Origin of the sequence: Streptomyces sp. DT190, assembly GCF_049846985.1 — a bacterium.
Classification (GTDB): Bacteria; Actinomycetota; Actinomycetes; order Streptomycetales; family Streptomycetaceae; genus Streptomyces.
The window spans coordinates 1-26,332 of the sequence record NZ_JBNCNM010000024.1 but is presented as its reverse complement, the minus strand read 5'-3'; the positions used below and the strand labels follow the sequence as shown (position 1 = coordinate 26,332).

Here is a 26,332-nt window from a genome sequence, read left to right as displayed (position 1 = left end):
GTCCAGCTGGTGGTGAGCGAGCTGGTCACCAACGCCCGCCCGCAAATACGCTCCGGGCCCGTGCCTGCTGACGCTGGAGATCAGCGACGGAGCTGTAGAGGTCACGGTGTGGGACAGCGAACCGGTCCTGCCGGTCGCCAAGGCCGCGGACCCGGACCGGGTAGGTCAGCACGGACTGGAGATCGTGATGGCCGTCTGCCGCAGCATCGAGGTGCACCGCGAGCCCGTGGGCAAGCGGATTAAGGCCGCAGTGGTGCTGGCTGACGACCCGGGCGGCGACATCACCGGCCGCCTGGTCTGACCCGTCCGGCCGCCGATCCCCTCCGCTGTTCCTGCAGGGCCACGGGCGGGTGACGAGCGGTTCCCTCGCCGGCGGCAGGCCGGCTGTGTCCCGCCTCAGCGCCCTGTCTGGGAAACGCCCTGCACGATCTGAACGACCACGTCCAGGATCCACTGTCCGAACGCTGTCGGAGCGATCAGCACCCCGAAGACCAGCACGATGACAACGGTCAGCTTCTCGTCGTTCCGGCTGCGCGCCTGCGTACGCCGACGCAGCCGCAGGATGATGATGACCGCCAGCAGAACCGCCACGTTGATCGTCACCAACATCAGGCCAGCCCTCCACTCCAGGCACCTTCACCACCTGGTGTAGTGCGAGGGGGTTTGGGCGGCGGGCCGATTCGCGGCTGTTGGCAGCAAAGCGCCCCTGTCAGGCTGGATCCGCAGCCTTGACCAGGGCATAGCGAGATCAGGGAGACGGACTCCTGGCAGTGCGTCGAGGAGGTCGGCCTGCGAGGCACGGACGCTGCGCGCGTCCTGCGGGCCAGAGCCGAGAGCGCGGCGGGCTGTCACACCGGCCATCGTATGGGCCATGCCGCTGATGGCTGACCGCAATCACACGGAAGCAACCGGGCGCCCGCGGAATGCTGCAGAGCCCCATGCGCGGCGCTCGGAGCACCGACAGCCAGCTGCACCGCGCGCGGCCGGGAGGCCGGCGCGGTGCGTCGTTGAGCGCGGTGCGTAGCCGGGAGGACGGCCGGGAGGTCAGACCGTGTAGGCGGTCCAGCCGATGATCTCCTCCGCGTGGAGGCCGTCGGCCGTGCCGGTCTCCGAGCTGTAGACCTCGTTCAGCCTGATCAGGAAGCCGGTCTCGTTCACGTCGTGGAGCCGTACACCCGGGGTCTGGGGGCCGTTGAAGGTCTGGACGGTGGTCTGCACGATCACCTCGGAGCCGGCCGGGAACGGCGTCGGGAAGTTGACGCGTGTGAAGGTGCTGGTCTTACCGCCCGTCTTCTCCGTGGGGTGATTGGAGCTCAGGGCGATCTTGCCGGACTGCATCATGCTCATGATGTGACTGCCCTTCTGTTCGTCAGCGCCCGTACCGTGTCGGCGCCCACGAAGAAGCATGGCCAGCAAGGTCCCGTTCCGGTGCAATCCGGCGTGAAGCGACTCAAACCCTTCCATGGCACCATGCACTTCCTGCCACAGAACCACGGCCGTGGCGGTGAACTCCCAGCCAGTCAGCCCGGGACGGCCGCCATCGGGACCCGCCACCCAGGAACCGTTTCCCCCATCTGCACCTTCCGGGAGCCCCATGACATGACGAGTTCCAGACCGCCCACAGGAATGCAGTGTGGCCGAAAGCCGCAGGGCTTCCTGCAGGACCGGGCACGTCAGAGGGCGGAGCAGGTCACCAAGGTGAGTGCGCCCCGAGTGACCACGGCCCTGGTGGCCGGTCTGCCGGTGGCTCGCGTGGAAGGCATCACGGCATGACGTGGTCTTTGCCTGAGCCGATGCTGACCGTGCCCGTGGACAGCCCCACCCTGCCCGCCGGGTGGGCGGCGGAGCCGAAATGGGACGGCTACCGGGCGCAACTCGCCGTGCACCGCGGCGGAAGGGTGCTGCTGCGCTCGCGGCAGGGCACGGACATGACCGGCTCGTTTCCCGAGATCCGGTCCGCGGCCCTCGCGCAGCTGCCGGCGGACACCGGCCTCGATGGCGAGCTGGTGGTGTGGGAGGCCGGCAGGCTGGCGTTCGAGCGGCTGCAGCAGCGCCTGGCCCGCCGCGGCAGGGGCGCGAGCGAGGCCGCGGGCAAGTGGCCCGCGCACTACGTTGCCTTCGACCTGCTCCACCAGGGCGAGAGCGACCTGACCGGCTGGCCGTACCGGCAGCGGCGCGCAGCTCTCGAAGCACTGTTCGCCGAGCGGGGCCTGGCCGGGCCGGGCCGCTGACGTTGTGTCCGTCGACCACCGACCCGACCGTCGCGCAGCAGTGGCTTCAGTGGACGGCGGCCGGGCTGGAGGGCCTGTGCTTCAAGAGGCTGGACGAGCCGTACCGGCCGGTGCGCTCGTGGAGGAAGTACAAGATCAGGGTGACCACGGAGGCCATCGTGGGGGCGGTACCGGCTCGCTGGCCGCGTCCGGCACGGTTCTGCTGGGCCGCTACGACCGCGCCGGGCGCCTGCAGTGCACCGGCCGCAGCACCACCCTGTCCCAGACTGCCGGCCGCGCCCTCGCCCAGCTGCTCACCCCACCCGCGGCCGCGCACCCCTGGGACGGGTGGACGTTCAGCGCGGGGTGGGGGACACAGCGCACCCTCGATGTGCACCTGGTGCAGCCCGACGTCGTCATGGAAGTGGCCGTCGACGTCGCCCGAGATGCGGCCGGCCGGTGGCGCCATCCCGTCCGGCCACACCGCGTCCGCACCGATCTCGATGCCGCCCGGGTACCACTCCTCGGCGAGTGACCAGAGCACCGTGAACTCCGGCCCAGCTCACCCACGGCCGGGTGATCTTCTGACTACGTGGGAAGTCACGGGGCGGACAGTGGCAGTACGGCGACCGGCGTGGAACGACGGTCCGGTTGCCACGCCCAACAGCCCGGTACACCACTACCTCCACCGCGGTGACCGAGTGACCTCGTGCACCGTTGCCATCGCCCGGACCGAACACGGTCCGGCCTACCGCAAGTGCGGCCGGGGCGGGAACGTGTGGGGCATCGTGCCGGGCGGCCAGGTGCCGCGGACCTGCCTGAAGCGGGTCCGGTAGCCAGCGCGCTGGTGTCTCTGTGTGAAGCTGGGCGCGGTCCGTGCTGAACGCAGTCGGCGCGGACCGCCCGGGACGCATGGATGAGCGGGGCTTCCCCGCCCTGGGTGACTGCGACGCGGGCCTGCTGGCGTTGCGCGGGCGGCTCTATGGGCGGTCAGCCCGCCGCGCGCAACGGCAGACGGCGGCCGAAGACAGCGTCGAAGGAGTGCGCTTGGCGGGTGCTGACCAGGCGGTAGGCGCCGTCGTGCCGGCGCTCGGCGTGGCCGGTGTAGTGGAGGACCTCGACCGGGGTCAAAACGCGCAGGTCCCCGAACACGTAGTACAGCGGGGTCGGCCGGTTGGCGGCGATGAACTGCAGGCCGGCGTGGACGGCTTCGTCGGCGACGGCGTACCGGCCGGAGGATCTGCTGGGCAGGCAGTCCTTCGCGTCGATCGTGACGACCTCGCCGGCGCGGGCGGCGATCAGGTCAGGGAACCAGCGCAGCGCCGAGGTGGTGCAGGCCAGGGCCTGCCGGATCGCGGGTGGGTAGGTGCCCTGCCCGCAGCGTTCGACCGTCCACCCCTGCGCCGCGAGCGCCGCCGCGACGCGCTGCTCGTGTGCGTCCCCGACCGCCTTACGCTCCTGCCACGGCGTCACCACGGCGTCCCCTCCCACACCTTCACCCCTGGGTGATACGAACGTTCTCCTTATTCGTACTACGTGCTCACCGTTATGATGCCCTTCATGGCGGCATACGCAGACCCACGTTTTCGTCCCACGCTTTGGCCGGGGACGCCGGTTCCCCTGCCGGAGATGACACCCATGCACGGGGTCCGGGCCGAGGGTGACTGGATCGTGTGGACTGTCCAGGACCTCGACCGGGCCGTCGAAAGGACGTCGTTGCCGGACGACTTCTACCTGCGCGAGTTGATGGAGGTGGATCCGGCAGACCTGGCCACCGTGGCCGGTTGGATGAGCAAGTACGGGCACCTGGGCGGCAGCATCGAGGCCGGCAGCTGGGACTACGAAGAGCACAGCCGTCTGCAGGAACTCCAGGAGCGTGAGCATCCCCGTTATGGCCCCTGGTCTCTGCACGGCGAGCTCGTGCGCCTCCACATCAGCGAGGCCCAGGGCGCCATTGCCACGTGGTTGGCATGCCGGCGCCCCGGCGGCCTGGACGAACTCGTCGAAACAGAAGTCACCGAACAGCACCTGGCCGACATCGCAGCCGAGAACGACCACGACGACAGCGGCTACCCCACAACCCTGGAAGAGCTCCGATCCACCGCCCTCGGCCTGCGGCTGGCCCTGCTCCGGTCGGCCCTGCGCTACAACCTCGCCCCCTTCAGCGTCGGTCTGGGCAGCCTCACCGACCGCCAGCCGTCCATCCTCTCCGCCGCCTTCCTCCAGCTGTACAACCACCTCGCCGAGGACGCCACCATCCGCATCTGCGCGAACGAGACCTGCGGGCGGGACTTCGTCCGCCAGCGCGGCCGCGCCGAATACGGCCAGAACCGCACCAGCGGCATCAAGTACTGCACCCGCGAATGCGCCCGCGCCCAAGCCCAACGCGAACACCGCCGCCGCAAGGCCGCCACGGCCCGGCCGGCCGTCGCCACCACGAAAGCCTCACCGGCCCCGCACGCAGAGGAGCGGCTCGGATGATCCACCTCCGCGAGCACCAGGTGACCGCGGTCGCCGCAATCCGCGCCTGGGCCGGCCGCCCCGAACGCGCCCCTGTTCCCACCCGGGGCGCCCGCGGCACCCTCGTCTCGGCGACCGGATCGGGCAAGACCATCACCGCCGCCTGGGCAGCACGAGACTGCTTCCCCAACGGCCGGATCCTCGTGACCGTGCCGGCCCTGGACCTGCTCGTGCAGACAGCCCAGGCCTGGCGTCTGGTGGGTCATCAGGCGCCGATGGTCGCGGTGTGCTCGCTGGAGAACGACCCGGTCCTGAACTCGCTGCGGGTGCGCACCACCACCAACCCCATCCAGCTCGCCCTGTGGGCGGGGTCCGGGCCTGTGGTCGTGTTCGCCACCTACGCCTCTCTCGTGGACCGCGAGGACATCGACGCATCCGAGGGCCAGCGGAAGGTCCGCGGGCCGCTGGAAGCCGCCCTGGCAGGCGGAGAGCGGCTCTACGGCCAGCAGATGGCCCCATTCGATTTCGCGATCGTGGATGAGGCGCACGGAACCGCCGGTGATCTTGGTCGGCCGTGGGCGGCGATCCACGACAACGCCCGGATCCCCGCCGACTTCCGGCTTTACCTCACCGCGACCCCGCGCATCCTCGCCTCGCCCCGCCCGCAGAAAGGCGCGGACGGCCAGGAGCTGGAGATCGCGTCCATGGCTGACGACCCGGAGGGAACCTACGGCGCGTGGATCGCAGAACTCGGGCTGTCGGAGGCGATCGAGCGCGGAATCCTCGCCGGGTTCGAGATCGACGTCCTGGAGATCCGCGACCCCTCCCCCGTCCTCGGGGAGTCCGAGGAAGCCCGGCGCGGCCGGCGCCTGGCGCTTCTGCAGACCGTGCTCCTGGAGCACGCGGCGGCGTACAACTTGCGTACGGTCATGACGTTCCACCAGAAGGTGGAGGAGGCCGCCGCGTTCGCGGAGAAGCTGCCCGAGACGGCGGCCGCGCTGTACATGAACGACGCCTTCGACGAGGACCTGGCGGCCGCGGACAAGCTGCCGAAGTCCTCCATCGACGCGGAGTTCTACGAACTCGAGGCCGGCCGCCACGTACCCCCGGACCGCGTGTGGTCGGCATGGCTGTGCGGCGACCACCTCGTCACCGAACGCCGCGAAGTCCTGCGCCAGTTCGCCAACGGCATCGACGCCGCCGGGCGCCGAGTCCACCGCGCCTTCCTCGCCAGCGTTCGCGTGCTCGGGGAAGGCGTAGACATCACCGGCGAGCGGGGCGTGGAAGCGATCTGCTTCGCCGACACCCGCGGCTCGCAGGTGGAGATCGTGCAGAACATCGGCCGCGCGCTGAGGCTCAACAAGGACGGCAGTACGAAGGTCGCGCGGATCATCGTGCCGGTGTTCCTGGAGCCCGGCGAGGACCCGACCGACATGGTCGCCAGCGCCTCGTTCCGCCCTCTTGTAGCGGTCCTCCAGGGGCTGCGCTCGCATGATGAGCGCCTGGTCGAGCAGCTCGCCTCCCGCGCGCTCACCAGCGGCAAGCGCAAGGTCCACATCCGGCGCGACGAAGAGGGGCGGATCGTCGGGGTCGGCGGCGACGGTGACGGCGAGGACCAGGAGCAGGACGACACTCCGACCGCCTCCGAAGCCGCCCTGCTGCACTTCTCCAGCCCGCGCGACGCCGCGACCATCGCGGCCTTCCTCCGTACGCGGGTGTACCGGCCCGAGTCCCTGGTCTGGCTGGAGGGCTACCAAGCCCTGCTCCGCTGGCGGAAGGAGAACGAGATCACCGGCCTCTACGCCGTGCCCTACGACGTCGAGGTGGAAGTAGGGGTCACGAAGGATTTTCCGCTTGGGCGGTGGGTCCACCAGCAGCGCAAGGCGCTGCGGGCCGGTGGACTGGAGGAGCGGCGCAAGACCCTGCTGGACGCGCCGGAGGCCGGGATGGTCTGGGAGCCCGGCGAGGAAGCCTGGGAGGCCAAGCTCGCCGCGCTCCGGTCCTACCGGCGGGCCACCGGGCACCTCGCCCCGCGTCAGGACGCGGTGTGGGACGACCCGGCCGGCAGCGGCCCGGTGCCGGTCGGACAGCACATGGCGAACCTGCGCCGGAAGGGCGGTCTGGGCAAGGATCCGGAGCGGGCCGCCGTTCGCGCGCGGCAGTTGGCTGCGGTCGACGAGGACTGGAACTGCCCCTGGCCGCTGGACTGGCAGCGGCACTACCGCGTCCTGGCGGACCTGGTCGACGCCGACGGCGCCCTGCCGACCATCGAACCGGGGGTGCTGTTCGAAGGCGATGACATCGGACGATGGCTGAAGCGGCAGAAGAACCCAGGCACCTGGGCCCAGCTGTCGACCGAACAGCAGCAGCGACTGTCGAAGCTGGGCGTACAGCGCGACCAGGCGCCGTCTCCCACCCCGGAAGCCGCTCGTGCAGCGAAGCGGCCGAGCAAGGCCCAGGCGGCGTTCCAGCGGGGACTTGCGGCCCTCACACAGTGGGTGGAGAAGGAGGGTGACAGGCCGGTCCCGCGCGGCGCGGTCGTCGAGGTCGAGGTCGACGGCGAAACGGAACCGGTGCCTGTACGACTGGGCGTATGGATTTCGAACACCAAATCCAGGAGAGACCGGCTTACGGTGGAGCAGCTCGACGCACTACGACACCTCGGCATGGAATGGGCGGGCGTGACGGCGTACCAAACACGTACGAAATGCGTACCTTCCGCGTAACCGGCCCTTAGCTTGCGGAGGGCGTCACGATCGGGCTGTCCGCGGACCCCGCCCGTGGCCGGCCCTGGCAGGCGCTGCGAGATCGTGCGGCGCGGCCGTGGGGCGGGCCGGCGGGCTCGGGGAGCCGATCCCGGATGCGGTACTCGGGGTGCGGGGTGTGCGTCGCCCGCGGTCAGAATGCGGTGTCGATGACGAGCAGCGGGGAAAGGCGCCGGTTTCATCCTGTTGCCTCTGCTTCGCTCGGGTCGCGTGAGCCAGTTGACGGCACCGGGCACGAGGCGGTACTCGTCAGCCGGCCCGAAGACCGAGCGCGAGCGTCAGTTCGAGGACCCGGTGTGGCGATGCGAGGTCCGGAAACAGCTCCCGCAGCTGCGACATCCGGTACCGGACGGTCTGGGGATGGATGAACAGCGCCGCCGCCACCTCGTCCCGTCTGCCCTGGTGCAGCAGCCACGCCCGCAACGTCTCCTCCAGCCGCCGTGCGGTCGCGACGGGCAAGGTCCGCAATGGTGCGAGGGCTCGGGCACGCAGGTCTGCGAACGCGTCCATGTCGGCGCTCAGCACCAGCTCGGGCAGGTGGTCCTCGGTGTCGCGGATGTCGCAGGCCAGGGAGCGCGCGCGTGCGGCTCGTGCGTAGGAGGCGGACGCACGAGTCCATGGCCGGGCCGGGCCGGCCACGGCGGTGCGGTCGGTCAGCTGCCGCAGCAGATGGGATCGGTCGGCATCGGGGACGAGCAGCACACCGGTGGCGTCCGGCAGGTCGTCGAGGACGAGGGTGCTCGGGTCGAGGTCGCGGTAGGCGGGCCGGGCCTGGGCGGCGGGCAGCAGGACCGCGGTCAGCGAAACCGGAGGCTGCCAACCGGCCCGTTGGGCGGAGGCCAGCAGCACGTCCGGGCTCGCGCCGGCGAGGAGGTCGCGGGCCAGGTGTTCCAGGTGGCGCTCGTGGGCTCTGCCCCGGGCGGCCAGTTCGTCGGCGTGGCCCGCGGCGCTCGCGGCGGAGAGCTCGTCGATGTAGGCGAAGGTCAGCTCGGCGAACTTGGCGACCTCGGCGGCGGGCAGGCCCGCGGGTACGGCGCCCGCTGCCAGGCACCGCCAGGCCACGCGGGCGCCGACGCGGTAGGCGCTGAGCAGGGCGTCCATCGAGCGGCCGTCGCGTACCTCGCCGCGGCCCAGCTCGTATGCCGCGTCGCCGGCGTCGCCGCCCGTGGCGTTCCCGCTCGCGAGGTCCAGGTAGTGCCCCAGAGCGGTGCGGACTGCTCTGCGGATGGTGGCGCCCATGTGACCCGAGAGGGCGTTGGCGTAGGGAGGGACCTCGTCGATGATCGCCTGGACGACCTCGTCGGCGGTGGTCTTCAGCGCGGCCCGCAGTGCGGTGACCGTCGTCTCGTCCAGGGCAAGTTCGCTGGCCCTCTGGATTGCACGGCTCATGTTTTTGTTCCCTGCGAACAATTCGGTCGGCCAGATTCACGTCCTGCGGTCAGGACTTTACGCCTTGAGGCGCAGCAAGCTGGAGTCATGACGAGTGCAGCCCTCCGCAGCAGGGCGTGGAAACTGTTGGAGATGGTCACGACGCCGCTGCTGCCGTCGGACTACCTCGACCTGGTCAGTCCGCTGCGTGCGGGCGCCGACCTGCGTGGGCGCATCGAGGCCGTGCACCCCGAGACGGCTGACGCCGCGACCATCGTGATCCGGCCGGGACGGGGCTGGCGCGGCCACACAGCCGGTCAGTACGTGCGGATCGGGGTCGACGTCGACGGGGTGCGCCTGTGGCGTGCCTACTCCCTCACCTCTGCGACGAACCGCCAGGACGGCCGCTTCACGATCACCGTGAAGGCGATCGCGGACGGCAAGGTCAGCAACCACCTGGTCCGCAGGGCGAAGCCGGGCACGCTGGTCCAGCTCGACCAGGCGACCGGTGACTTCGTGCTGCCGCGGGCCAAGCCCGCCAAGGTCCTCTACCTGACGGCCGGCAGCGGCATCACCCCGGTGATGGGCATGTTGCGCGACACCGAGTTCGACGACGTCGTCATGGTCCACTGCGCGCCACGGCCGCAGGAGGTGATCTTCCGTGACGAACTGCACGGCCTGGTCGCGGACCAGAAGCTGCGGCTCACCGAGGTGCACACCGCCACCGACGGCCTCCTCGACCTCGCCCGTCTCGACGAACTCGTGCCCGGCTGGGCCGAACGCGAGACCTGGGCCTGCGGGCCCGCGGGCCTGCTCGACGCCGCCGAGAAGCACTGGGCCGAGCACGGTGTGCCCGAGCGCCTGCACACCGAACGCTTCCGCCCCGGCATGGTCGTCACCGGCGAAGGCGGCGAGGTCACGTTCAGCGGCACCGGCAAGACCGTCGACGCGGACGGCGCCACGCCGCTCCTCGACGTCGGCGAGGAGGCCGGCGTGCTCATGCCCTCCGGGTGCCGCATGGGCATCTGCTTCGGCTGCGTCACGCCGCTCAAGGCTGGTGCAGTCCGCGACCTGCGCACCGGCGAGATCACCGAGGCCGAGCCGGGCGTCCTCATCCAGACCTGTGTGTCCGCCGCCGCGGGCCCCTGCGACATCGAACGGTAGGAGCACTTTGACCGCCATCGACCCCACCGCCCACCTGAGCGCGGAGCAGATCGAACAGCTCGGCCGCGAGCTGGACGCGATCCGCGACGAGGTGATCGCGAGCCGCGGCGAGAAGGATGCCGCCTACATCCGCAAGGTCATCTCGGCGCAGCGCAAGTTGGAGCTGGTCAGCCGGGGCGTGCTGTTGTTCTCGTTCTTCCCGCCCGCGTGGATCATCGGCACCGCGGGTCTGTCCGTGGCCAAGATCATGGACAACATGGAGATCGGCCACAACATCCTGCACGGCCAGTGGGACTGGATGCGGGACCCGAAGATCCACTCCACCACCTGGGAATGGGATCACGTCTCGCCGGCCGACCAGTGGAAGCACTCGCACAACGAGCTGCACCACACGTACACCAACGTGATCGGCAAGGACAACGACCTCGGCTACGGCATCATGCGCGTCGACGAGGACCAGAAGTGGCACCCGTTCCACCTCGGCCAGCCGCTGTGGAACTTCCTCAACGCCTGCTTCTTCGAGTACGGCATCGCCGCCTACGATCTGGAGCTCGGCAAGAACCTGAACAAGCGCCGCCGCAAGAACCCAAAGTTCCGCGCGCGGGCCAAGGCCGTGGGCCGCAAGATCCGCAAGCAGGTGTTCAAGGACTACGTGATCCACCCGCTGCTGTCCGGCCCGTCGTTCCTCCCCACGCTCGCCGCCACGTTCACCGCGAATCTGGTCCGCAACCTCTGGACCCACTCGGTGATCATGTGCGGGCACTTCCCCGAGGGCGTGCAGGTCTTCGAGCGCCGCTCCATCAACGGCGAGACGCGCGGCCAGTGGTACCTGCGCCAGATGATGGGTTCGGCGAACATCAGCGGCAGCAAGGCCATGCACTTCATGACCGGCAACCTCTCGCACCAGATCGAGCACCACCTCTTCCCGGACCTGCCGAGCAACCGCTACGCCGAGGTCGCGGTCAAGGTGCGCGCGCTGTTCGCAAAGTACGAGCTGGAGTACGTCACCGGGCCGCTGCCCCGGCAGGTGTTCTCCGCGTGGCACAAGGTCTTCCGGCTCTCGCTGCCGAACAAGAAGCCCAAGGTCACGACACCGGACCGCGAGCAGGAGCAGGAACTCGTCGCGGCCTGAATTCCCCGTACTGCTTCAGCGACCTCGCCGGGGGTGCCCTGGTCGACGCGTTCCCTTCGGCTGCGGTCAGGGCGAGCCCCAGGGTGTCCGGGTCCCATCGACGTCACCCCTCGAAGAAACCTCCCAACCGGTATATTTTTGGCCTGATACGCGTTCCGGCGGACCGGAAGCGGAATGGGGGCTCGATGATCCTGGTGACGGGGGCGACGGGGACGGTGGGCCCTTGAGCCCTCACGGACTCACCACCGCCGACGGCCGCGCGCTGATCGCCTTCCTCGCCGACCGGATCGCCGAGCTGCCGGCCGCCCCGAGTGAGCCGCTCATCGCCGGCCTGAACGCACAACTCGGTCTCTACGACGCTCTGCTGCGCTACCGCGACCACGGAGCGGTCGACGTCCGCGACGCCGGGTTCATCGACGGCATCGGCCTGGCGCTGCGCCACGCCGCGGTGCGCTGGAGCGAGCACCCCAACTTCCAGCGGCACTGGGCGCCGCCGCGCGTCCCCGTCGAGGATCTGCTCGTGTACGGCGCCCGGTACCGCGCCACGGCGGCCGAACCGTGCTGAGCACCACCGTGAGCGACGCGGCCGGGGCAGCCGCGCACGCCGGCCTGGGGAAAGACCGACCACGGCCAGGCTCCGCACTACAGCCGCTCGAACGGTGGCCGAGCAGCTGAACGGGATGCGCCCCTGACCGTCGTACGGACCCTGCACCAGTGCGACGAGCTGTGCTGCCCGGTCCACGGAACGGCTCTGCACTTCGCGCCGGCCAGCAACCAGCACGACTGCCAGAACCCCACCGGCCGCTACGCGCACGGCATCTCCGCCGAGGCGCTGCTCGCCGCGCCCCTGAGACTGCCCATGCCCGAGGACACCGGCGTCTTCGCCCGCTTCGTCGCCGCCCGCCGGGCCGACCCGGACCGTCTCCAGGTGCCCGCCCAGCCGCTCAGCGCCAACCGCGCCTACATGGGCACCGTCACCGACAACGGCCAGACGCTGACCTTCACAGACGTCGGTGCGCCGCCGCGCCCTGGACCTGTACGAGGCGATCCCCGCCCAGCACCACCAGGAGCGTGAGGTGCGCGAGTTGCGGGAGGTCCTGGCCGCTTGATCCGGACCAGCTTTCCATCGCCGGGCCGCCGCCGGCGTGGGTGGCGGCCGCGTCTCTCCCGATTCGCACCGTTACGGATGTCGGACGAGGTTCGCGCGCAGTACCTTTTCGAGGTTCAGCTCCACCTCGCGCGTGTGAACCCCGGCCGCGAGCGCTGCCCGGGCGAGCTCTCCAGACGCGGGAGTGAACGTTTCGCCGAGCAGGCGGTTTTCCGCGCGCAGTGCGTCCTCAAGCGTGCCGTCGGCCGCGTCGATTGCTTCGACAGCCGCGGCGCGGACACCGTCGGGCAAAGACGCGATGGCCCGTGCGACCCACTCGACATAGTCATCCAGTTCCGCGGCGGGCAGAGCTCGGTTCACCCACCCCCACCGCTCGGCAGTCGCCGCGTCGACGAGCCCGCCTGTCAGCACGATCTCGAGAGCGCGAGCGCGTCCCACGAGGCGGGGCAGGTGGGCAGTCGCACCGGCTCCAGGGACGATGCCGATCAGCGCCTCGAACTGGCCGAACGCCGCAGTCTCGAGGGCCGCGAATCGCAGATCCAGGCTGGAGACCAGCTCGGCTCCACCGCCACGGGCGAGTCCCGCGACCTTGGCGATGGTGGTCTGAGGCAGACGCCGCCAGCGTTCATGAAGCCGCATCATCGGGCCCGTCCCGACAAGGGTCTCCTCCGCGACCGGGAGAGCGGCGTAGGTCGCGGGGTCCTCCACGAATGACAGGTCGCCGTGCGCCAGGAAGAACTCCGGATCAGCGCTCTGGACCACGATGACGTGCAGATCGGGATCGTTCTCGGCCGACGCAGCGACGGCGTTCAGGTCGAGCATGAGCTGCGCCGTCATCAGGTTGACGGGCGGAACATCCATCGAGACCCATAGCACTCCGTCCTGGCGCTTGAGATTGAGGCTGGGCAGGGACTGTGCGGTCATGAGATTCCCTTGGGTTGCCGGTATCTCTGGTATACCTGGTACATGGCAGGTACTTCAAAGAAACCTGGTATCCGCGAAGATCGGGCCGATCACGAGACCATCGTTGGCCCGCAGCGCGAGCTCTTGGACCAGTTGCTGGACAAGTGGGGTCATCTGCTGCTGGCCGCGTTGTGCCGGCAGCCGCGACGCTTCAACGAGCTCAAGAGAGAGCTCGATGGGGTCACTCAAAATCGCTGACGCAGGCACTGCGACGGTTGGAACGCAACGGCCTCGTCGAGCGCCGGGTACTGATGCAACGCCCCGTCGCCGTGGAGTACCGGATCACACCGCTGGGCCGCACGCTTGAGGAGCCCTTCTCGATCCTGCGCTCCTGGACCGCCGACCACCTCCCCGAAGTCGAACGGCACAGGGCGGCATTCGACGCAGGCGCGGACACCCTTCACTGATTTTTTCGGGATGAGTTCGGCGTGAGGGCCTGGCGCTCGGATGCGGTGGCGGCAGAGTGGCCCAGGGGTCGGATGATCTTGTGTCTGCTGATCTGTGGGAACGTGTCGCGCCGCTGCTCCCTCCTCGTCCGCCGCGGCGTCGGCGGTATCCGGGCCGCCTGCCGGTGGATGACCGTGCGGCTCTGCGCGGGATCTTCCACGTCTTGCGCACGGGTGTGACCTGGGCGGATGTGCCGACCGAGACGATCGGCCGCAGCGGGGTGACGTGCCGGCGGCGCCTGCGGGACTGGACCGAGGTCGGCGTCTGGCCCCGCCCGCACGAAATCCTCCTCACGGTGCCCCCTATTTTTTCTGGCTCCGGCGGGGAGTCCACTGACACGATCCAGCCGATGTCGGCATCTCCGCAGCGGTGAGGACGATGTGGGCCCGCGCGCACCCGGCAGTGCCGGCCGCCCGCGGCTTCCGTGGCCAGGGCGAGCAACTGCCCCACCGGGAACGCCTCTTCTTCCAGGCCCGCCCCGGTGGCATCGCCGTAACCCGCCACGTTCGCGGCCGCCGCCTCCGCCTCCAGGACGGCGCCGGGGGCCGGTGACCGAGCGGGAGGTGCGCACCCGCGTGCAGGCGGACCTCTACGCCTCCCCGGAAGGACCCCTGTGCATGCCGTTGCGGCTATATAACCGAGGGGCTATGTTCGAGGTATGCCCATACCGTTCGATGTGCTGGCCGAGCCACAGCGCCGCCGCATTCTGGATCTGCTGCTCGAGCGGCCCCGTCTGGTCGGCGAGCTGACCGAGGCGCTCGGCCTGAGCCAGCCCGGCACGTCCAAGCATCTGCGGGTGCTGCGCGAGGCCGGCCTGGTGCGCGTACGACAGGACGCGCAGCGCCGCTGGTACGAGCTGCGTCCCGAGCCGCTCGCCGAACTCGACGCCTGGCTCGCCCACTACCGGCATCTGTGGTCGACGAGCCTCGACCGCCTCGAACACCACCTCGACCGTCTCGACCATCGCGCCCCTGACGACCAGCAGAAGGACCATGCGTCATGACCCCCGAAGCCGACACCCTCACCACCGCCGACGGCCGCACCGCGCTCGTCATGCGGCGCAGGCTCGCCCATCCCCCGGCCGCCGTCTGGGCGGCCGTCACGGAACCGGCGCAGCTCGCCCAATGGTTTCCGTCCGAGGTCACCGTCGAGCTGGAGCCCGGTGGCGCAATGGGGTTCCACTTCCCCGGCGAGGACGGGCCCGGTATGACGGGCCGGGTGACCGACGCCGAGGCACCGCACCTGTTCGCCTTCGAGTGGGGTGAGGACCATCTGCGCTGGGAGATCACGCCCGAGGGCGAGGGCTCGCTGCTGACCCTCACGCATACCTTCGGCGACCGCTTCGGCGGGGCGAGCTTCGCCTCCGGCTGGCATCTGTGCATGACAGCGCTCGGCCGGCTCCTGAACCGCGAGCCGGTCGACGTCGACCCGGACCGGGGTGATCTGCACGAGGCGTATCTGGAGCAGTTCGATCTGGGCCGCGGGGAGATCGAGGGCACGACGGTGCGCTTCGAGCGTCAGTTGCTGCGCCCGGCCGATGTCGTGTGGGGTGAACTGGCGGGTGACGCCCCGGTGTCGGAGGGTTCCGAGGCGCCTCAAGGCTTCACGACTCCTTCGTACGAGGAAGGCCGGGTGACCGAGGTGAGCGAGCCCGAGGTGCTCGCGTATCGGACGGCTGCGGGCGAGCTGGTGCGCTGGGAGTTCGCGGAGGGGACGGGACACGGGGCCCGGATGGTCCTCACCGTGGACGGAGCCGGCAATCCGCGGGCCGCGCGGGATGCGTGGCATGAGCGGATCGAGCGGCTTGCGGCACGGATGCTCGAACTCGCCTCCGCCTGAGATGCGTTGACGGCAGGCTCGGGCTGACGCCCGTCAGCGACCAGCGACCTCGGCGCAGCTTCGCCGGCGGACGCCGACGGTGATGGGCCGGGCGACGGGCCCACGGCGATGGTGACGACGGCCCGGGTGGTGCGGCAGGCTCCCCAGCTCGGGCGGCGGGCCGCCTACCGTGGGCACGGCTCGGCAAACGTCCGGTCACCTTGGTGGTCTCGGCACCGCCCGGTGGGGGATGTGCGGTGGCGGGGAGCGGGCTGGGGGCGCGCGCTCGTGGTCAGGGGCCGGTCGGTGTCAGGTCCTGCAGGCCCACCACGCGCAGCAGCCGCAAGCGTTCGTAGGAGTCCGTGCCCGGGCGGGCCGTGTGCAGGACGAGTTGCTGGTTGTGGTCGGAGTTGGCGAGGACCTCGCAGTCGAGTTCGAGGACGCCGATCGCAGGGTGCCGGAAGCGTTTGGTGGAGGCGCGGCGTGCCGCGACCTCGTGTTCGTCCCAGAGGTCGGCGAACTCCCTGCTGGCGGCGCGCAGTTCGGCGACGAGGGTGGCCGGTTCGGGGTCGGTGGGGCGGGCCGAGGCCACCGCTCGCAGGGCGGCGACCTGCTCGCGGGCGCGCTCCGGGCGGTCCTCGGGCGGGAACAGCTCCTGGGCCGCCGGGTCCAGGAAGAAGCGGCGGATCAGGTTGTGTCCTCGGGGCGGGCGGGCGAGGACGTCTCCGCTCAGCGCCCGCGACAGCGCGTTCTGGGCCAGGACCTCGCCGCAGTCGGTCACCACCATCGCGGGGACGTCGTGCAGCCGGTCCAGTACCAGGAGCAGGCCCGGGCGCACGTGCGTGCCGGTCGCCGCCCGGCGCGGTGCCTCCTCGCCGGTGAGGTGGAAGAGGTGGTCGCGTTCGTCGTCCGTCAGGCGCAGGGCGCGGGCCAGCGCGGTGAGCATCTGGCGGGACGGGCGCGGGCCCCGGGACTGTTCCAGCCGCGTGTAGTAGTCCACGGACATGCCGGCCAGCTGGGCCACCTCCTCGCGGCGCAGGCCCGGCGTTCGGCGGCGGGCGCCTGCCGTGAGGCCCACGTCGCCGGGGGCCAGGCGGGCGCGGGCGCGGCGCAGGAAGTCGGCGAGTTCGGCTCGGTCCACCTTCCCAGGGTGCGGCAGGCCGGCCGGCTTATCCAGGGACCGGCGATCCCCTGATCAAGAGGTCTCTCCCCCTCGCACCCCGTATCGGCCGAGGCTGGTCACCCACCACGGGCGACACCGTACGCGAGGAGCAGATCATGCTGACATTGGTGACCGGTACGACGGGACAGGTCGGACGCCGCTTCGTGCCGAGGCTGCTGGCCCAGCGCCAGCCGGGCGAGCAGGTGCGGGTCCTGGTGCGGGACGCGGCCCGCGGCGAGCGCTTCGCGGAGCTGGGCGCTCAGGTCGCCGTGGGAGACCTGCGTGACGAGGAGACCCTCGGCAAGGCGCTCGCCGGCGTGGACGCCGTCGTGAACGTCGCCGCCTCCTTCCGCGGGGTGCCGGACGAGGAGGCGTGGGCCGTCAACCGGGACGCCGCGGTGGCCCTGGGCCGCGCCGCGCAGGCCTCGGGCGTGGAGCGGTTCGTGCAGGTCAGCACGGGCAATGTGTACGGCGTCGGACGGGGCCGCCCGCTGACCGAGGAGGACGAGAGCCGGCCGGGCGGCGCGATGTGGGGTGCCTACCCCGCGTCCAAGGCCGCGGCCGAGCGTGAACTGGTCGCGCTCGAGGGCCTGGACATACGCATCGGGCGGCTCCCCTTCGTCTACGGCGAGGGCGACCCGCACCTCGCCGACTCCCTGCGCTGGGCCTCTCGTTGGGCGCCGCACCAGCGGTTGCAGATGGCCCACCACGCGGACGTCGCCCAGGGTCTGATGCGTCTGCTCTACGCGCCGGGCCTCACCGGCCGGATCTACAACATCGCCGATGACGCCCCTGTCACGACGGTCGAGCTGTACCGGCTCAACGGCGTGGAGGTACCGGCCGGGCTTCACGAACTCACGGATCCCGACCCGTGGTTCGGGATCATGTCCAACCAGCGGATCCGCCGGGAGCTCGGCTTCCGGCCGATCTACCCGAGCGTCTGGACGGCCCGGGACGCCGGAGCCCTGTGACGGTCACGGCGCCCGGCCGGTCCCGCCCCCGCGGGTCCGGCCTTCACGGCCATCACCGAATACGCCTTCGCCGGCGGGCCGGGGCTTACGCTGTGGCCTGCGGCCGTCGCATGATCTTCGGTCTTCGTACAGCGGTGATCAGCGGTGATCAGCGGTGGCCCCGCGTCGCCTCCGCGGCGTGTCCGCGGCGTGTCAGGGGCGTGCAGGGTGCGCCGGCCGTCCCGGGTCAGGAGGACATGTGCAACGTGGTGAGGTCTGGTGGGCCGAGTTCGACGAGCGGCGGCTGGTCGTGCTGCTGTCGGGGGACGAGGTGTGCGGGATCCGGGTGATGCAGGTCGTCGCTCCGGCGGGTGTCGACCTCGGCGGTCTGGGTGTCGAAGTGGCCGTGGGCGCCGGGGAAGGACTGCCCGGTGAGGGCGTGCTGCGGTTCGCGTTGCCGCGTGCGGGCTTCACCCCGTGCACGTGGCTGACCACCGTGTCCCGGGACGACCTGATCGAGCGGGCGGGCGTCCTGTCCTCGGCGAAGCTCAGCGAGATCGAGGATGCCCTCCGTCTCAGCGGACTCGCGTAGGGCCGGACGGAACCCGTAGTTCTCACACTCCCTCGAAGAAACCGCCCAACCGGTATATTTTCTGGTCTGATACGCGTTCCGGCGGACCGGAAGCGGAATGGGGGCTCGGTGATCCTGGTGACGGGGGCGACGGGGACGGTGGGCCGTGAGGTCGTGCGGCGGCTGCCCGGTGGGGTGCGGGCACGCCTGATGACCAGGGGCTCGGCGAGGGGGGTGGAAAAGGGGCCGGCCGGGGCGGTCTGTGAGACCGTCATCGCCGATTACCGGGACCCCGGATCGCTTCGGCGCGCGCTGGCCGGCGTGCGGACGGTGTTCTTGGTGACCAGCCGGATCGGCGGGGACGACGACGCGCGGTTTCTGCGGGCCGCGTCCAGGGCCGGGGTGGAGCGGGTGGTGAAGCTGTCGGCGGCGGCCGTGCTCGATGCGCGGGCCGATGACCTGATCACCCGCTGGCAGCGTGGCAACGAGGAGTTGCTGCGGGACAGCGGCATGCAGTGGACGCTGTTGCGTCCGCGCTCGTTCATGAGCAACGCGCTGTCCTGGGTGGCGTCCGTCCGTTCGGAACGGGTGGTCAGGGGGCTGTACGGGGCGTCGGGCAACGCCTGTGTCGATCCCCGTGACATCGCGGAGGTCGCCGTGCGGATGCTGACCGAGGACGGTCACGCGGGCCGGGCGCACACGTTGACCGGGCCTGCGGCCGTCACTCCGGCCGAGCAGACGGAACAGCTGGGCCGGGCGCTCGGAGTGCCTTTGCGCTTCGAGGAACTGAGCCCTGAGAGGGCGCGTGCGGCCATGAGGGCGCGTCATCCGGAGCCGGTGGCGCAGGCGCTGCTGGAAAGTGCGCTCCGGCAGCGGGACGGGGCGAAGGCTCAGGTCGTGAACACGGTGTGCTCGGTGACTGGCGCGCCGGCGCGGTCTTTTCGGACGTGGGCGCAGGAGCACCGGGGGGCGTTCGCGGACGAGGCGTCGGGGCGGTGAGGGCACAGCCCTGCGGGATCGGCATGGCGGTGCTCTCGCGGCGCAGTTCCTCGGTGTCCTTCCGGGGCGAGCCTGAGCGCCTGGGTGGCGAGGAAGAGTCCGGCGTCCTGCCATTCCTTTCAGCGCTCGATTTCGCCTTGGCAGCTGGACGGGGCTCTTTGAGGCGTCGGTACGCGGGTGGCTGAAACGCGCTGCCATCTCTGCGATTCTTCAGGAAATCCCGTTTTTCTCCAGCACGGTTCGAGTGTTTGTCTTTTCGGGCTCCAGTGTTCCTCAAGCGTTTATCCAGGGATTCAGGGATTCAGGGGTTCAGGGTCGCGGTCGGTTCCGGGGCAAAGCTGTGCCGCCGGTGCGCGGTGTGCGCACCGGCGGCACAGCGGGGGCACTCCGGTCAGCCGGTCTTCCTGCGGAACTGCCGCTTCCTGCCGGCCTGGCCGCTCATGCTCTTCACCTTCATGCGGCCTTCCTCGTGCGCCTGCTGGGAGCGCGTCTGGTTCTGCTTGCGTTCGAGCGCCTCACGGAATTTGTCTCGGGCGGTCTTCTCTTCGGCGTTGTTGCTCGGCGTCTCCGCCATGTGCGCCTCCTGTGTGATGGGGGGTGGTGTCAGCCTGGCTCACGGATAGGGAGTGGGCGAGGTCGGGTTTCGGACGGGCCGTGGTCCCGAAAAGGGGGGGCGGTCGGGGGTTGTGGCCGGGGCCGGGTCAAAGGGTGCCGAGGACGGCGTCCAGGGCGCGGTCGACTTCCTCGTCGGTGAGGTCCTCGGCTGCCTGGAGCGCGGTGGTGGTGTCCGTGTCGGGCCCGGGGGGGTTTCCGGGGCGGGCGAGTTGCAGGAGCCGGTCGAGCAGGCCGCTGCGGCGCAGTTGGTCGGTGTCGATGCGGGCCAGTGCCCATCGGGCGGCTTCGGCCGGCTCGTCGGGGGGCGCCTGGTCCGCCGTGTCGCCTGCGGCGAGCTGGGCGTGGAGGAAGTCGGCGATCGCCTCGGGGGTGGGGTAGTCGAAGGCGAGTGTTCTGGGGACGTCGACCTGGAGTTCCTTGACGATGCGGTTGCGCAGTTCGACCGCCATGAGGGAGTCCCAGCCGAAGACCCGCATCGGTGTGTCGAGGGGCACCGACTCGGCGCCGGGCAGGCCCAGGACGGAGGAGATCTCCTGGCGCAGGAAGAGGCGCAGGGCGGCGAGCCGCTCTCCTTCGGGCAGGCCGGCCAGTTCCTGGTGGAACATCGTGGAGCGGCTCTCGGCCCGGCCGGCTCGCCGGGGCCTGGGCTGCACCAGGTGGCGCAGTGCGGCGGGGAGGGTGTTCTCCTCGGTGCCCTGAAGGCGGGTGAGGTCGAGTTTGACCGGCACCAGGTGGGCCTCGGGCCGGGCCAGGGCGGCGTCGAGCAGGGCGAGTCCTTCATGCGGGCTCATCGCCAGGGCGCCCTGGCGGCGCATCCGGGCGCGCTCGGCCTGGTCGAGGCCGGCGGTCATGCCGCCGCCGTTCTGTTCCCACAGGCCCCAGGCGAGGCTGGTCGCGGCAAGACCGCGGCTGCGGCGGTGGAGGGCGAGGGCGTCGAGGAAGGCGTTGGCGGCGCCGTAGTTGCCCTGGCCGGGGGATCCGAGGGTGCCGGCCACGGAGGAGAAGAGGACGAAGGCGGCCAGTTCGGTGTCCCGGGTGAGGGTGTGCAGGTTCCAGGCGCCGGTCAGCTTGGGGTCGAGTACCCGGGCGAAGGCGTCGGGGGTCTGGTTGGCGACGGCTCCGTCCTGGAGCACGGCGGCCAGGTGGACGATGCCGGTGAGCGGGTGTTCCCCGCCCGCTTCGGCGAGGGCGGCCGCCGCTTGGCCGGGGTCGGCGATGTCGCAGGCGAGGACGCGCACGGTCGAGGCGCCCGCTTCCTGCAGTTCGGCGACGAGTGTTTCGGTGCCGGGGGCGGCGGGCCCCTGGCGGGAGGTCAGCACGAGGTGGCGTACGCCGTGTGTGGTGACCAGGTGGTGGGCGACGCGCCGGCCGAGTTCGCCGGTGCCGCCGGTGAGCAGCACGGTGCCGTCCGGGTCGAGGGCGCGTGGCGTGGTGAGGACGATCTTGCCGGTGTGCCGGCCCTGTGCCATGTACCGGAAGGCGGCGGGTGCTTGCCGTACGTCGTAGGAGAGGTAGGGCAGTGGGGTGACGGCGCCCTGTTCCAGCAGGTGTGCGACCTCGGTGAGCATGCGCTGGAGGTGGGTGGGGTCCAGGGACATCAGGTCGAAGGCGGTGTAGGTGACGCCGGGGTGGGCTGCGGCGATTTCGGTGGCGTCCCGGATGTCGGTCTTGCCCATCTCCAGGAATCGGCCGCCGCGGGGCAGCAGTCGCAGGGAGGCGTCGGTGAGCTCGCCGGCCAGGGAGTTCAGGACGACGTCGACGCCGTGGCCGCCGGTGGCGGTCAGCCACTGCTGTTCGAAGGCGGTGTCGCGGGAGCCGGCGATCCGGTCGTCGGGCAGGCCGAGGGCGCGCAGGGTCGGCCACTTGGCGGGCGAGGCGGTGCCGTAGACCTCGGCGCCGAGGTGGTGGGCGAGTTGGACGGCTGCCATGCCGACGCCGCCGGCGGCGGCGTGGACGAGGAGTTTCTCGCCGGGCCGCACGTCGCCCAGGGCGGTGAGGGCGTAGTGGGCGGTGAGGAAGGCGAGCGGGACGGTGGCGCCTTCTTCGAAGGTCAGGGCGTCGGGCAGTTTCGTCATCAGGTGCCCGTCGCCGCGTACCTCGGTGCCGAAGGCGCCCAGGGCCAGGCCCATGGCCCGGTCGCCGGGGCGCAAGTGGCGCACGGCGGGGCCGGTTTCGCGGACCACGCCGGCGAATTCCAGGCCGAGTGCCGGGGTGGGCACCATGCCGAGGGCGTTGAGGACGTCGCGGAAGTTCATGCCCGCGGCGCGGACGTCGATGCGGACCTCGTGGTCGCCGAGGGGTTCCAACTGGTCCGAGGGGATCAGTTCGAGGCTGTCGAGGCTGCCCTTGTCCCGGATGTCGAGGTGCCAGGGGCCGCTGCCGGGGGGCGGGGTGAGGGTGCCGGTGCGGGCGTCGTTCTTCCCGGCGGGCAGCAGGCGGGGGGCGTGGGCGGTGGCGGCGCGCAGGGCCAGTTCGGGTTCGCCGGTGAGGGTGAGGGCCCGGTCGAGGAGGCCGGGTTCGGTTCCGGCTCCGTCCAGGTCGATCAGGCGCAGGACACGGTCGGGGTGTTCGCCCCGCACCGAGCGGATCAGGCCCCACAGGGGGGCGGTGGCGAGGGCGGGGACGGTGTCCTCGGGCCGGGCGGCGACCGCGTCCCGGGTGATCCACACCAGTTCGGTGCCGGCGAAGGCGTCGTCGGCCAGGAGGCGCTGGAGTACCGGGAGGGCGGTGAGGATGGCGTGGCGGGCTGCTTCACCGGGGGTGCCCCCGGTGGAGGTGCCCCCGGTGGAAGTGTCCTCGGCGGAGGTGTCTCCGGTGGAGTCGTCTCCAGTGGGGGTGGTGGTGTCGATGACGATGCGCTGCGGGCGGGCCGAGGCGGCCGGCAGGTCGCCGGGCTCGGCGTACCAGGGGGCGTGCAGGAGCCGGGCGATGTCCCCGGTCCCGCCGAGTACCACGGTCTCCCCCGCTGCCGCGGCGGCCTGGGGGAGGTCGACGGGCTGGAAGTCGAACCGGTACAGGTGGTCGGGGGCGGCCGGCCCGGCAGCGCGCAGGTGGGCGGCGTCGGTCCGCCGGATCTCCAAGGCGGCGGCGCTGAGCACCGGCTGCCCGGTGGGGTCGGTGACGAGGAGGCTGACGGTGTGCCCGCCGCCGTCGGGCGCGGTCGTCGTCCGTTCGGCACGCACGTGCAGTTCGGTGCCGCCGGTGGCGTGCAGGCGGACGTCACTCCAGGCGAAGGGGAGCGGTATCTTTCCGTCGGCTGCTTCGCCGGTGTCCACCGCGGCCAGGACGTGGAGGGCGGCGTCGAGCAGGGCGGGGTGGACGCCGTACGCGTCGGCCTCGTGCCGGCGGGGCTCGGGCAGGACGATCCGTCCGTAGGCGACGGAGTTCCGCCGGGCGAGGCCGGTGAGGCCGTGGAAGGCCGGTCCGTAGGCGAGTCCCTGGTCGGCCAGGTGGTCGTAGAACCCCTCGACAGGCACGGGTTCGGTACCGGGGACGGGCCAGGTGGCGAGTTCGGGGAGCTGCTCGGTGAGGGCGCCGGGCAGCGGGTCGCTCTGTTCGCTGTCGGTGAGGTGGCCGGTGGCGTGCTGGGTCCAGGTGTCGGGATCGGCACTGGTTTCGGGCTGGCTGTGGATGCTGAGGGCGCGGCGGCCGTCCTCGGGGGCGCCGACTCGCACCTGTACCCGCAGTGGCACGCCGTCGGTGAGGATCAGCGGCTGGGCGAGGGTGAGTTCGGCGACGTCCTGGGCGCCGGTGGCGCGGGCGGCGGTCAGGGCCATGTCGAGCAGGCCGGTGCCGGGCAGCAGGACGGTTCCGTGGACGGCGTGGTCGCGCAGCCAGGGGTGTTCGGCCAGGCTGAGCCGTCCGGTGAGCAGGTGGCCCTCGCCCGCGGCGAGCGTCAGGGCCGCCGGGAGCCAGGGGTGCTGGGCGGGGGTGAGCCCGCAGGGCCGTACGTCGCCGCCCGTGTGGGCGGTGGTCTGCAGCCAGAGGTGTTCCCGCTGGAAGGCGTAGGTGGGCAGGGGCAGGAGGGTGTGGCCGGTCAGGACGTGGTCCCAGGTGATGTCCTGGCCGGCCGTGTGCAGCGCGCCGAGGGCCGCGACCAGCGTGCAGACTTCGTCGGCGGGCTCCTGCGGGGACCGGGGGGCGCGCTGGGCGGCGATGAACGGTGCTTCGCCCCTCAGGCAGGTGGCGCCGGCCGCGGAGAGCACGGCGGCGGGGCCGCATTCCAGGTAGCGGGCGACGGAGGCGTCCTCCAGGGTGCGCATGGCGTCGAGGAAGCGAACCGCCTGGCGTACCTGGCGTCCCCAGTAGGCGGGGTCGGCCAGTTCCTCGGCGCCGGCCCAGCCGCCGGTGACGGTGGAGACCAGGGGGATGCGCGGTGTGTGGAAGGTGCAGGTGGCGGCAGTCTCCTCGTAGGTGCTGAGCATGGTGTCCATGTGCGGGGAGTGGAAGGCGTGCGAGACGGTGAGGCGGCGGGTGCGCGCGCCTTGTCCGGCGAAGTGGGCGCGGACGCTCTCGACGGCTTCCTCGTCGCCGCTGACGACGGTCTGTTCGGGGCCGTTGACGCCGGCGACGGAGATCCGGCCGGGGGTGTGGGCGAGGACGTCGAGGACGGCTGTCTCGGGCGCCTCGATGGAGGCCATCGCCCCGCCGCGCTCGCACGCCTGCATCAGCCGGCCGCGGGCGGCGACGAGCCGGGCGGCGTCGGCGAGGTCGAGGACTCCGGCGGCGTGTGCGGCGGCCAGTTCGCCCACGGAGTGTCCCGCGACGGCGACGGGCTCCACGCCCCACGCCTGCCACTGCCTGAACAGGGCGATTTCCAGGGCGAAGAGGGCGGGCTGGGTGAACTCCGTCTCGTGGACCAGGACGGCGTCGGGGCTGTCGGTGTCGGCCAGGAGTACGTCGGCCAGGCGGCGCGTCAGATGCGGGTCGAGGGCGGCGCACACCTCGTCCAGGGCGCGGCGGAAGACCGGCAGCGCCGCGTGGAGGCGTCGGCCCATGGCGATGCGTTGGCTGCCCTGGCCGGTGAAGAGCACCGCGGTGCCGCCGTCGGCGGCCGTGCCGTAGGCGGCGCCCGCGGGGACCCGGCCGTCGGCGAGGGCGCGCAGCGCCTTCACGGCCTCGTCGGTGGTGGTGGCGGTGACGCAGGCCCGGTGGGGGAAGTGGGTGCGGGTGCGGGCCGCGGTGGCGGCCACGTCGGCGAGCGGCAGCTCGGGCCGGTCTGCGAGCCATGAGGCCCAGCGTCCGGCCTGGTCGCGCAGGGCTTCCTCGCTGCGGGCGGAGAGGGGCAGCGGCCAGACGGGGGTGGTGCCGGGTTCGGCGGGGCCGGTGGCCGGGGCCGGGGGCTGCTGTGGTGGGGCCTCTTCGAGGACGAGGTGGGCGTTGGTGCCGCTGAGTCCGAAGGAGGAGACGCCGGCGCGTCGGGGGCGTGTGGCCTCCCGCCGCCAGGGGCGTGCGGTGTCCAGGAGGGCCAGGCCGCTGTCCTGCCACGCGATGTGGGGGCTCGGCTCGTCGGCGTGGAGGGTCTTGGGCAGTGTCTGGTGCTGGAGGGCCAGCACCATCTTCATGACGCCCGCGACGCCGGCGGCGGCTTGGGCGTGGCCGATGTTGGACTTGGACGAGCCCAGCCACACGGGCCGGCCGTCGGGGCGTTCGGGCCCGAAGACCTCGGCCAGCGCCCCGGCTTCGATGGGGTCGCCGAGCGGGGTGCCGGTGCCGTGCGCCTCGACGGCGTCGATGTCGGCGGGGGTCAGGCGGGCGGCGGTGAGGGCGTCGCGGATGACGCGTTGCTGGGAGGGGCCGTTGGGGGCGGTCAGACCCTGGCTGCGGCCGTCCTGGTTGACGGCGCTGCCGCGGATGACGGCCAGGACCTGATCGCCGTCGCGCTCGGCGGCGGAGAGCCGTTTGAGGACGAGGACGCCGCACCCCTCGGCCCAGCCCGCGCCGTCGGCGTCGGCGGAGAAGGACTTGCACCGTCCGTCGGGTGCCATCCCCTTGAGCCGGCTGAACTCCACGAAGAGGCGGGGGGTGCTCATGACGGTGACGCCGCCGGCGAGCGCGACCTCGCACTCGCCCTGGCGCAGCGCGTTGGCGGCGAGGTGGAGGGCGACCAGCGAGGAGGAGCAGGCGGTGTCGACGGTGACGGCCGGGCCCTGGAGGCCGAGCGTGTAGGACAGGCGGCCCGAGATCACGCTGGAGGCGTTGCCGGTGCTGAGGTAGCCGTCGAAGGCGGCGAGTCGGCCCTGGTCGCCGTAGTCGGAGCTCATGGTGCCGAGGTAGACGCCGGTGTCGGTGCCGTCGAGGGCGTCGGGGTGGATGCCGGCGCGTTCCAGCGCCTCCCAGGCTGTCTCCAGGACGAGGCGCTGTTGCGGGTCCATGGAGAGCGCCTCGCGTCGGGAGATGCCGAAGAAGGCGGCGTCGAAGCCCTCGACGTCGTCGATGAAGCCGCCCTCGCGGGCGTAGCTCTTGCCGACGGCCTCCGGGTCCGGGTCGTAGACGTCGAGGTTGTGCCATCGCGTGGGCAGTTCGCCGATGGCGTCGCCGCCGTCGGCGAGGAGCTGCCAGAACGCCTCGGGGGTGTCGATGCCGCCGGGCAGGCGGCAG

The 26,332-nt window shown here is 71.4% G+C and carries 21 protein-coding genes and 3 pseudogenes; 15 read left to right on the top strand and 9 right to left on the bottom strand.

Features of this window, described 5'->3' with window-relative positions; all coding sequences use genetic code 11:
- A pseudogene (locus ACPXCS_RS31860) lies at window positions 1-301 on the top strand (ATP-binding protein); the annotation flags it as partial.
- Between the two features lie 95 nt (window positions 302-396).
- Here the strand turns inward: ACPXCS_RS31860 and ACPXCS_RS31855 are convergent.
- Together ACPXCS_RS31855 and ACPXCS_RS31850 are read right to left on the bottom strand one after the other, a co-directional pair.
- A complete protein-coding gene (locus ACPXCS_RS31855; protein ID WP_425950922.1) occupies window positions 397-609 on the bottom strand; it encodes a hypothetical protein in 213 nt (70 codons plus the stop codon).
- Between the two features lie 435 nt (window positions 610-1,044).
- Complete coding sequence (locus ACPXCS_RS31850; RefSeq protein ID WP_425950923.1) at window positions 1,045-1,347, bottom strand: hypothetical protein; 303 nt, start codon at window positions 1,345-1,347, stop codon at window positions 1,045-1,047.
- Between the two features lie 422 nt (window positions 1,348-1,769).
- Here ACPXCS_RS31850 and ACPXCS_RS31845 point away from each other — a divergent pair, with 422 nt between their 5' ends.
- The gene (locus tag ACPXCS_RS31845; protein WP_425971076.1) at window positions 1,770-2,231 is read left to right on the top strand and encodes a hypothetical protein; all 462 of its coding nucleotides are present in this window, start codon (window positions 1,770-1,772) and stop codon (window positions 2,229-2,231) included.
- A 46-nt stretch (window positions 2,232-2,277) separates the two neighbouring features.
- On the opposite strand, the gene ACPXCS_RS31840 is transcribed toward ACPXCS_RS31845, so the two are convergent.
- On the bottom strand, window positions 2,278-2,754 hold the full coding sequence (locus ACPXCS_RS31840) for a hypothetical protein (RefSeq protein ID WP_425950925.1): 477 nt from the start codon (window positions 2,752-2,754) through the stop codon (window positions 2,278-2,280).
- A 446-nt stretch (window positions 2,755-3,200) separates the two neighbouring features.
- Window positions 3,201-3,686 carry a hypothetical protein gene (locus ACPXCS_RS31835; protein ID WP_425971073.1) on the bottom strand — a complete coding sequence of 162 codons (486 nt, stop codon included), beginning with the start codon at window positions 3,684-3,686 and terminating at the stop codon, window positions 3,201-3,203.
- 153 nt (window positions 3,687-3,839) lie between these two features.
- On the opposite strand from ACPXCS_RS31835, the gene ACPXCS_RS31830 reads away from it, so the two are divergent.
- Window positions 3,840-4,691, top strand: coding sequence for a hypothetical protein (locus ACPXCS_RS31830; RefSeq protein ID WP_425950927.1), 852 nt, complete (start codon window positions 3,840-3,842; stop codon window positions 4,689-4,691).
- Entirely contained in the window at window positions 4,688-7,396 is a 2,709-nt protein-coding gene (locus tag ACPXCS_RS31825; protein WP_425950928.1) for a Helicase associated domain protein, read from the top strand. The genes ACPXCS_RS31830 and ACPXCS_RS31825 overlap by 4 nt, the downstream gene beginning before the upstream one ends.
- Window positions 7,397-7,684: 288 nt before the next feature.
- Here the strand turns inward: ACPXCS_RS31825 and ACPXCS_RS31820 are convergent, their stop codons facing one another.
- Complete coding sequence (locus ACPXCS_RS31820; RefSeq protein WP_425950929.1) at window positions 7,685-8,824, bottom strand: PucR family transcriptional regulator; 1,140 nt, start codon at window positions 8,822-8,824, stop codon at window positions 7,685-7,687.
- Window positions 8,825-8,911: 87 nt separating this feature from the next.
- Here ACPXCS_RS31820 and ACPXCS_RS31815 point away from each other — a divergent pair, with 87 nt between their 5' ends.
- From ACPXCS_RS31815 to ACPXCS_RS31800, 4 genes are all read left to right on the top strand, one after another.
- A complete protein-coding gene (locus tag ACPXCS_RS31815; RefSeq protein ID WP_425950930.1) occupies window positions 8,912-9,967 on the top strand; it encodes a ferredoxin reductase in 1,056 nt (351 codons plus the stop codon).
- A 7-nt stretch (window positions 9,968-9,974) separates the two neighbouring features.
- The gene (locus ACPXCS_RS31810) at window positions 9,975-11,099 is read left to right on the top strand and encodes a fatty acid desaturase family protein (RefSeq protein ID WP_425950931.1); all 1,125 of its coding nucleotides are present in this window, start codon (window positions 9,975-9,977) and stop codon (window positions 11,097-11,099) included.
- Window positions 11,100-11,322: 223 nt separating this feature from the next.
- Entirely contained in the window at window positions 11,323-11,664 is a 342-nt protein-coding gene (locus ACPXCS_RS31805) for a hypothetical protein (RefSeq protein ID WP_425950932.1), read from the top strand.
- A 294-nt stretch (window positions 11,665-11,958) separates the two neighbouring features.
- Window positions 11,959-12,174: a hypothetical protein gene (locus ACPXCS_RS31800; RefSeq protein ID WP_425950933.1), complete on the top strand. Its 216-nt coding sequence runs from the start codon at window positions 11,959-11,961 to the stop codon at window positions 12,172-12,174.
- A gap of 105 nt (window positions 12,175-12,279) precedes the next feature.
- On the opposite strand, the gene ACPXCS_RS31795 is transcribed toward ACPXCS_RS31800, so the two are convergent.
- Window positions 12,280-13,131, bottom strand: a complete 852-nt coding sequence (locus ACPXCS_RS31795) for an enoyl-CoA hydratase/isomerase family protein (RefSeq protein WP_425950934.1) — start codon at window positions 13,129-13,131, stop codon at window positions 12,280-12,282.
- Window positions 13,132-13,173: 42 nt separating this feature from the next.
- On the opposite strand from ACPXCS_RS31795, the pseudogene ACPXCS_RS31790 reads away from it, so the two are divergent.
- From ACPXCS_RS31790 to ACPXCS_RS31775, 4 genes and pseudogenes are all read left to right on the top strand, one after another.
- A pseudogene (locus ACPXCS_RS31790) lies at window positions 13,174-13,577 on the top strand (winged helix-turn-helix transcriptional regulator).
- A 56-nt stretch (window positions 13,578-13,633) separates the two neighbouring features.
- Window positions 13,634-13,909 (top strand): annotated as a pseudogene (locus tag ACPXCS_RS31785) (transposase); the annotation flags it as partial.
- Between the two features lie 366 nt (window positions 13,910-14,275).
- A complete protein-coding gene (locus tag ACPXCS_RS31780) occupies window positions 14,276-14,620 on the top strand; it encodes an ArsR/SmtB family transcription factor (RefSeq protein WP_425950935.1) in 345 nt (114 codons plus the stop codon).
- Entirely contained in the window at window positions 14,617-15,456 is an 840-nt protein-coding gene (locus tag ACPXCS_RS31775) for an SRPBCC family protein (protein WP_425950936.1), read from the top strand. The genes ACPXCS_RS31780 and ACPXCS_RS31775 overlap by 4 nt, the downstream gene beginning before the upstream one ends.
- A gap of 271 nt (window positions 15,457-15,727) precedes the next feature.
- On the opposite strand, the gene ACPXCS_RS31770 is transcribed toward ACPXCS_RS31775, so the two are convergent.
- Window positions 15,728-16,576, bottom strand: coding sequence for a helix-turn-helix transcriptional regulator (locus ACPXCS_RS31770; protein ID WP_425950937.1), 849 nt, complete (start codon window positions 16,574-16,576; stop codon window positions 15,728-15,730).
- Window positions 16,577-16,713: 137 nt separating this feature from the next.
- On the opposite strand from ACPXCS_RS31770, the gene ACPXCS_RS31765 reads away from it, so the two are divergent.
- From ACPXCS_RS31765 to ACPXCS_RS31755, 3 genes are all read left to right on the top strand, one after another.
- Window positions 16,714-17,568 (top strand): NAD-dependent epimerase/dehydratase family protein, encoded by an 855-nt coding sequence (locus tag ACPXCS_RS31765; RefSeq protein WP_425950938.1) that lies wholly within the window; start codon window positions 16,714-16,716, stop codon window positions 17,566-17,568.
- Window positions 17,569-17,806: 238 nt separating this feature from the next.
- Window positions 17,807-18,139 carry a type II toxin-antitoxin system PemK/MazF family toxin gene (locus ACPXCS_RS31760; protein ID WP_425950939.1) on the top strand — a complete coding sequence of 111 codons (333 nt, stop codon included), beginning with the start codon at window positions 17,807-17,809 and terminating at the stop codon, window positions 18,137-18,139.
- Between the two features lie 108 nt (window positions 18,140-18,247).
- Window positions 18,248-19,117, top strand: coding sequence for an NAD(P)H-binding protein (locus ACPXCS_RS31755; protein ID WP_425950940.1), 870 nt, complete (start codon window positions 18,248-18,250; stop codon window positions 19,115-19,117).
- Window positions 19,118-19,508: 391 nt separating this feature from the next.
- On the opposite strand, the gene ACPXCS_RS31750 is transcribed toward ACPXCS_RS31755, so the two are convergent.
- Both ACPXCS_RS31750 and ACPXCS_RS31745 read right to left on the bottom strand, forming a co-directional pair.
- Window positions 19,509-19,691, bottom strand: a complete 183-nt coding sequence (locus tag ACPXCS_RS31750) for a DUF5302 domain-containing protein (protein WP_425950941.1) — start codon at window positions 19,689-19,691, stop codon at window positions 19,509-19,511.
- Between the two features lie 127 nt (window positions 19,692-19,818).
- On the bottom strand, window positions 19,819-26,332 hold a 6,514-nt coding region (locus tag ACPXCS_RS31745), incomplete at its 5' end, for a type I polyketide synthase (protein ID WP_425971071.1).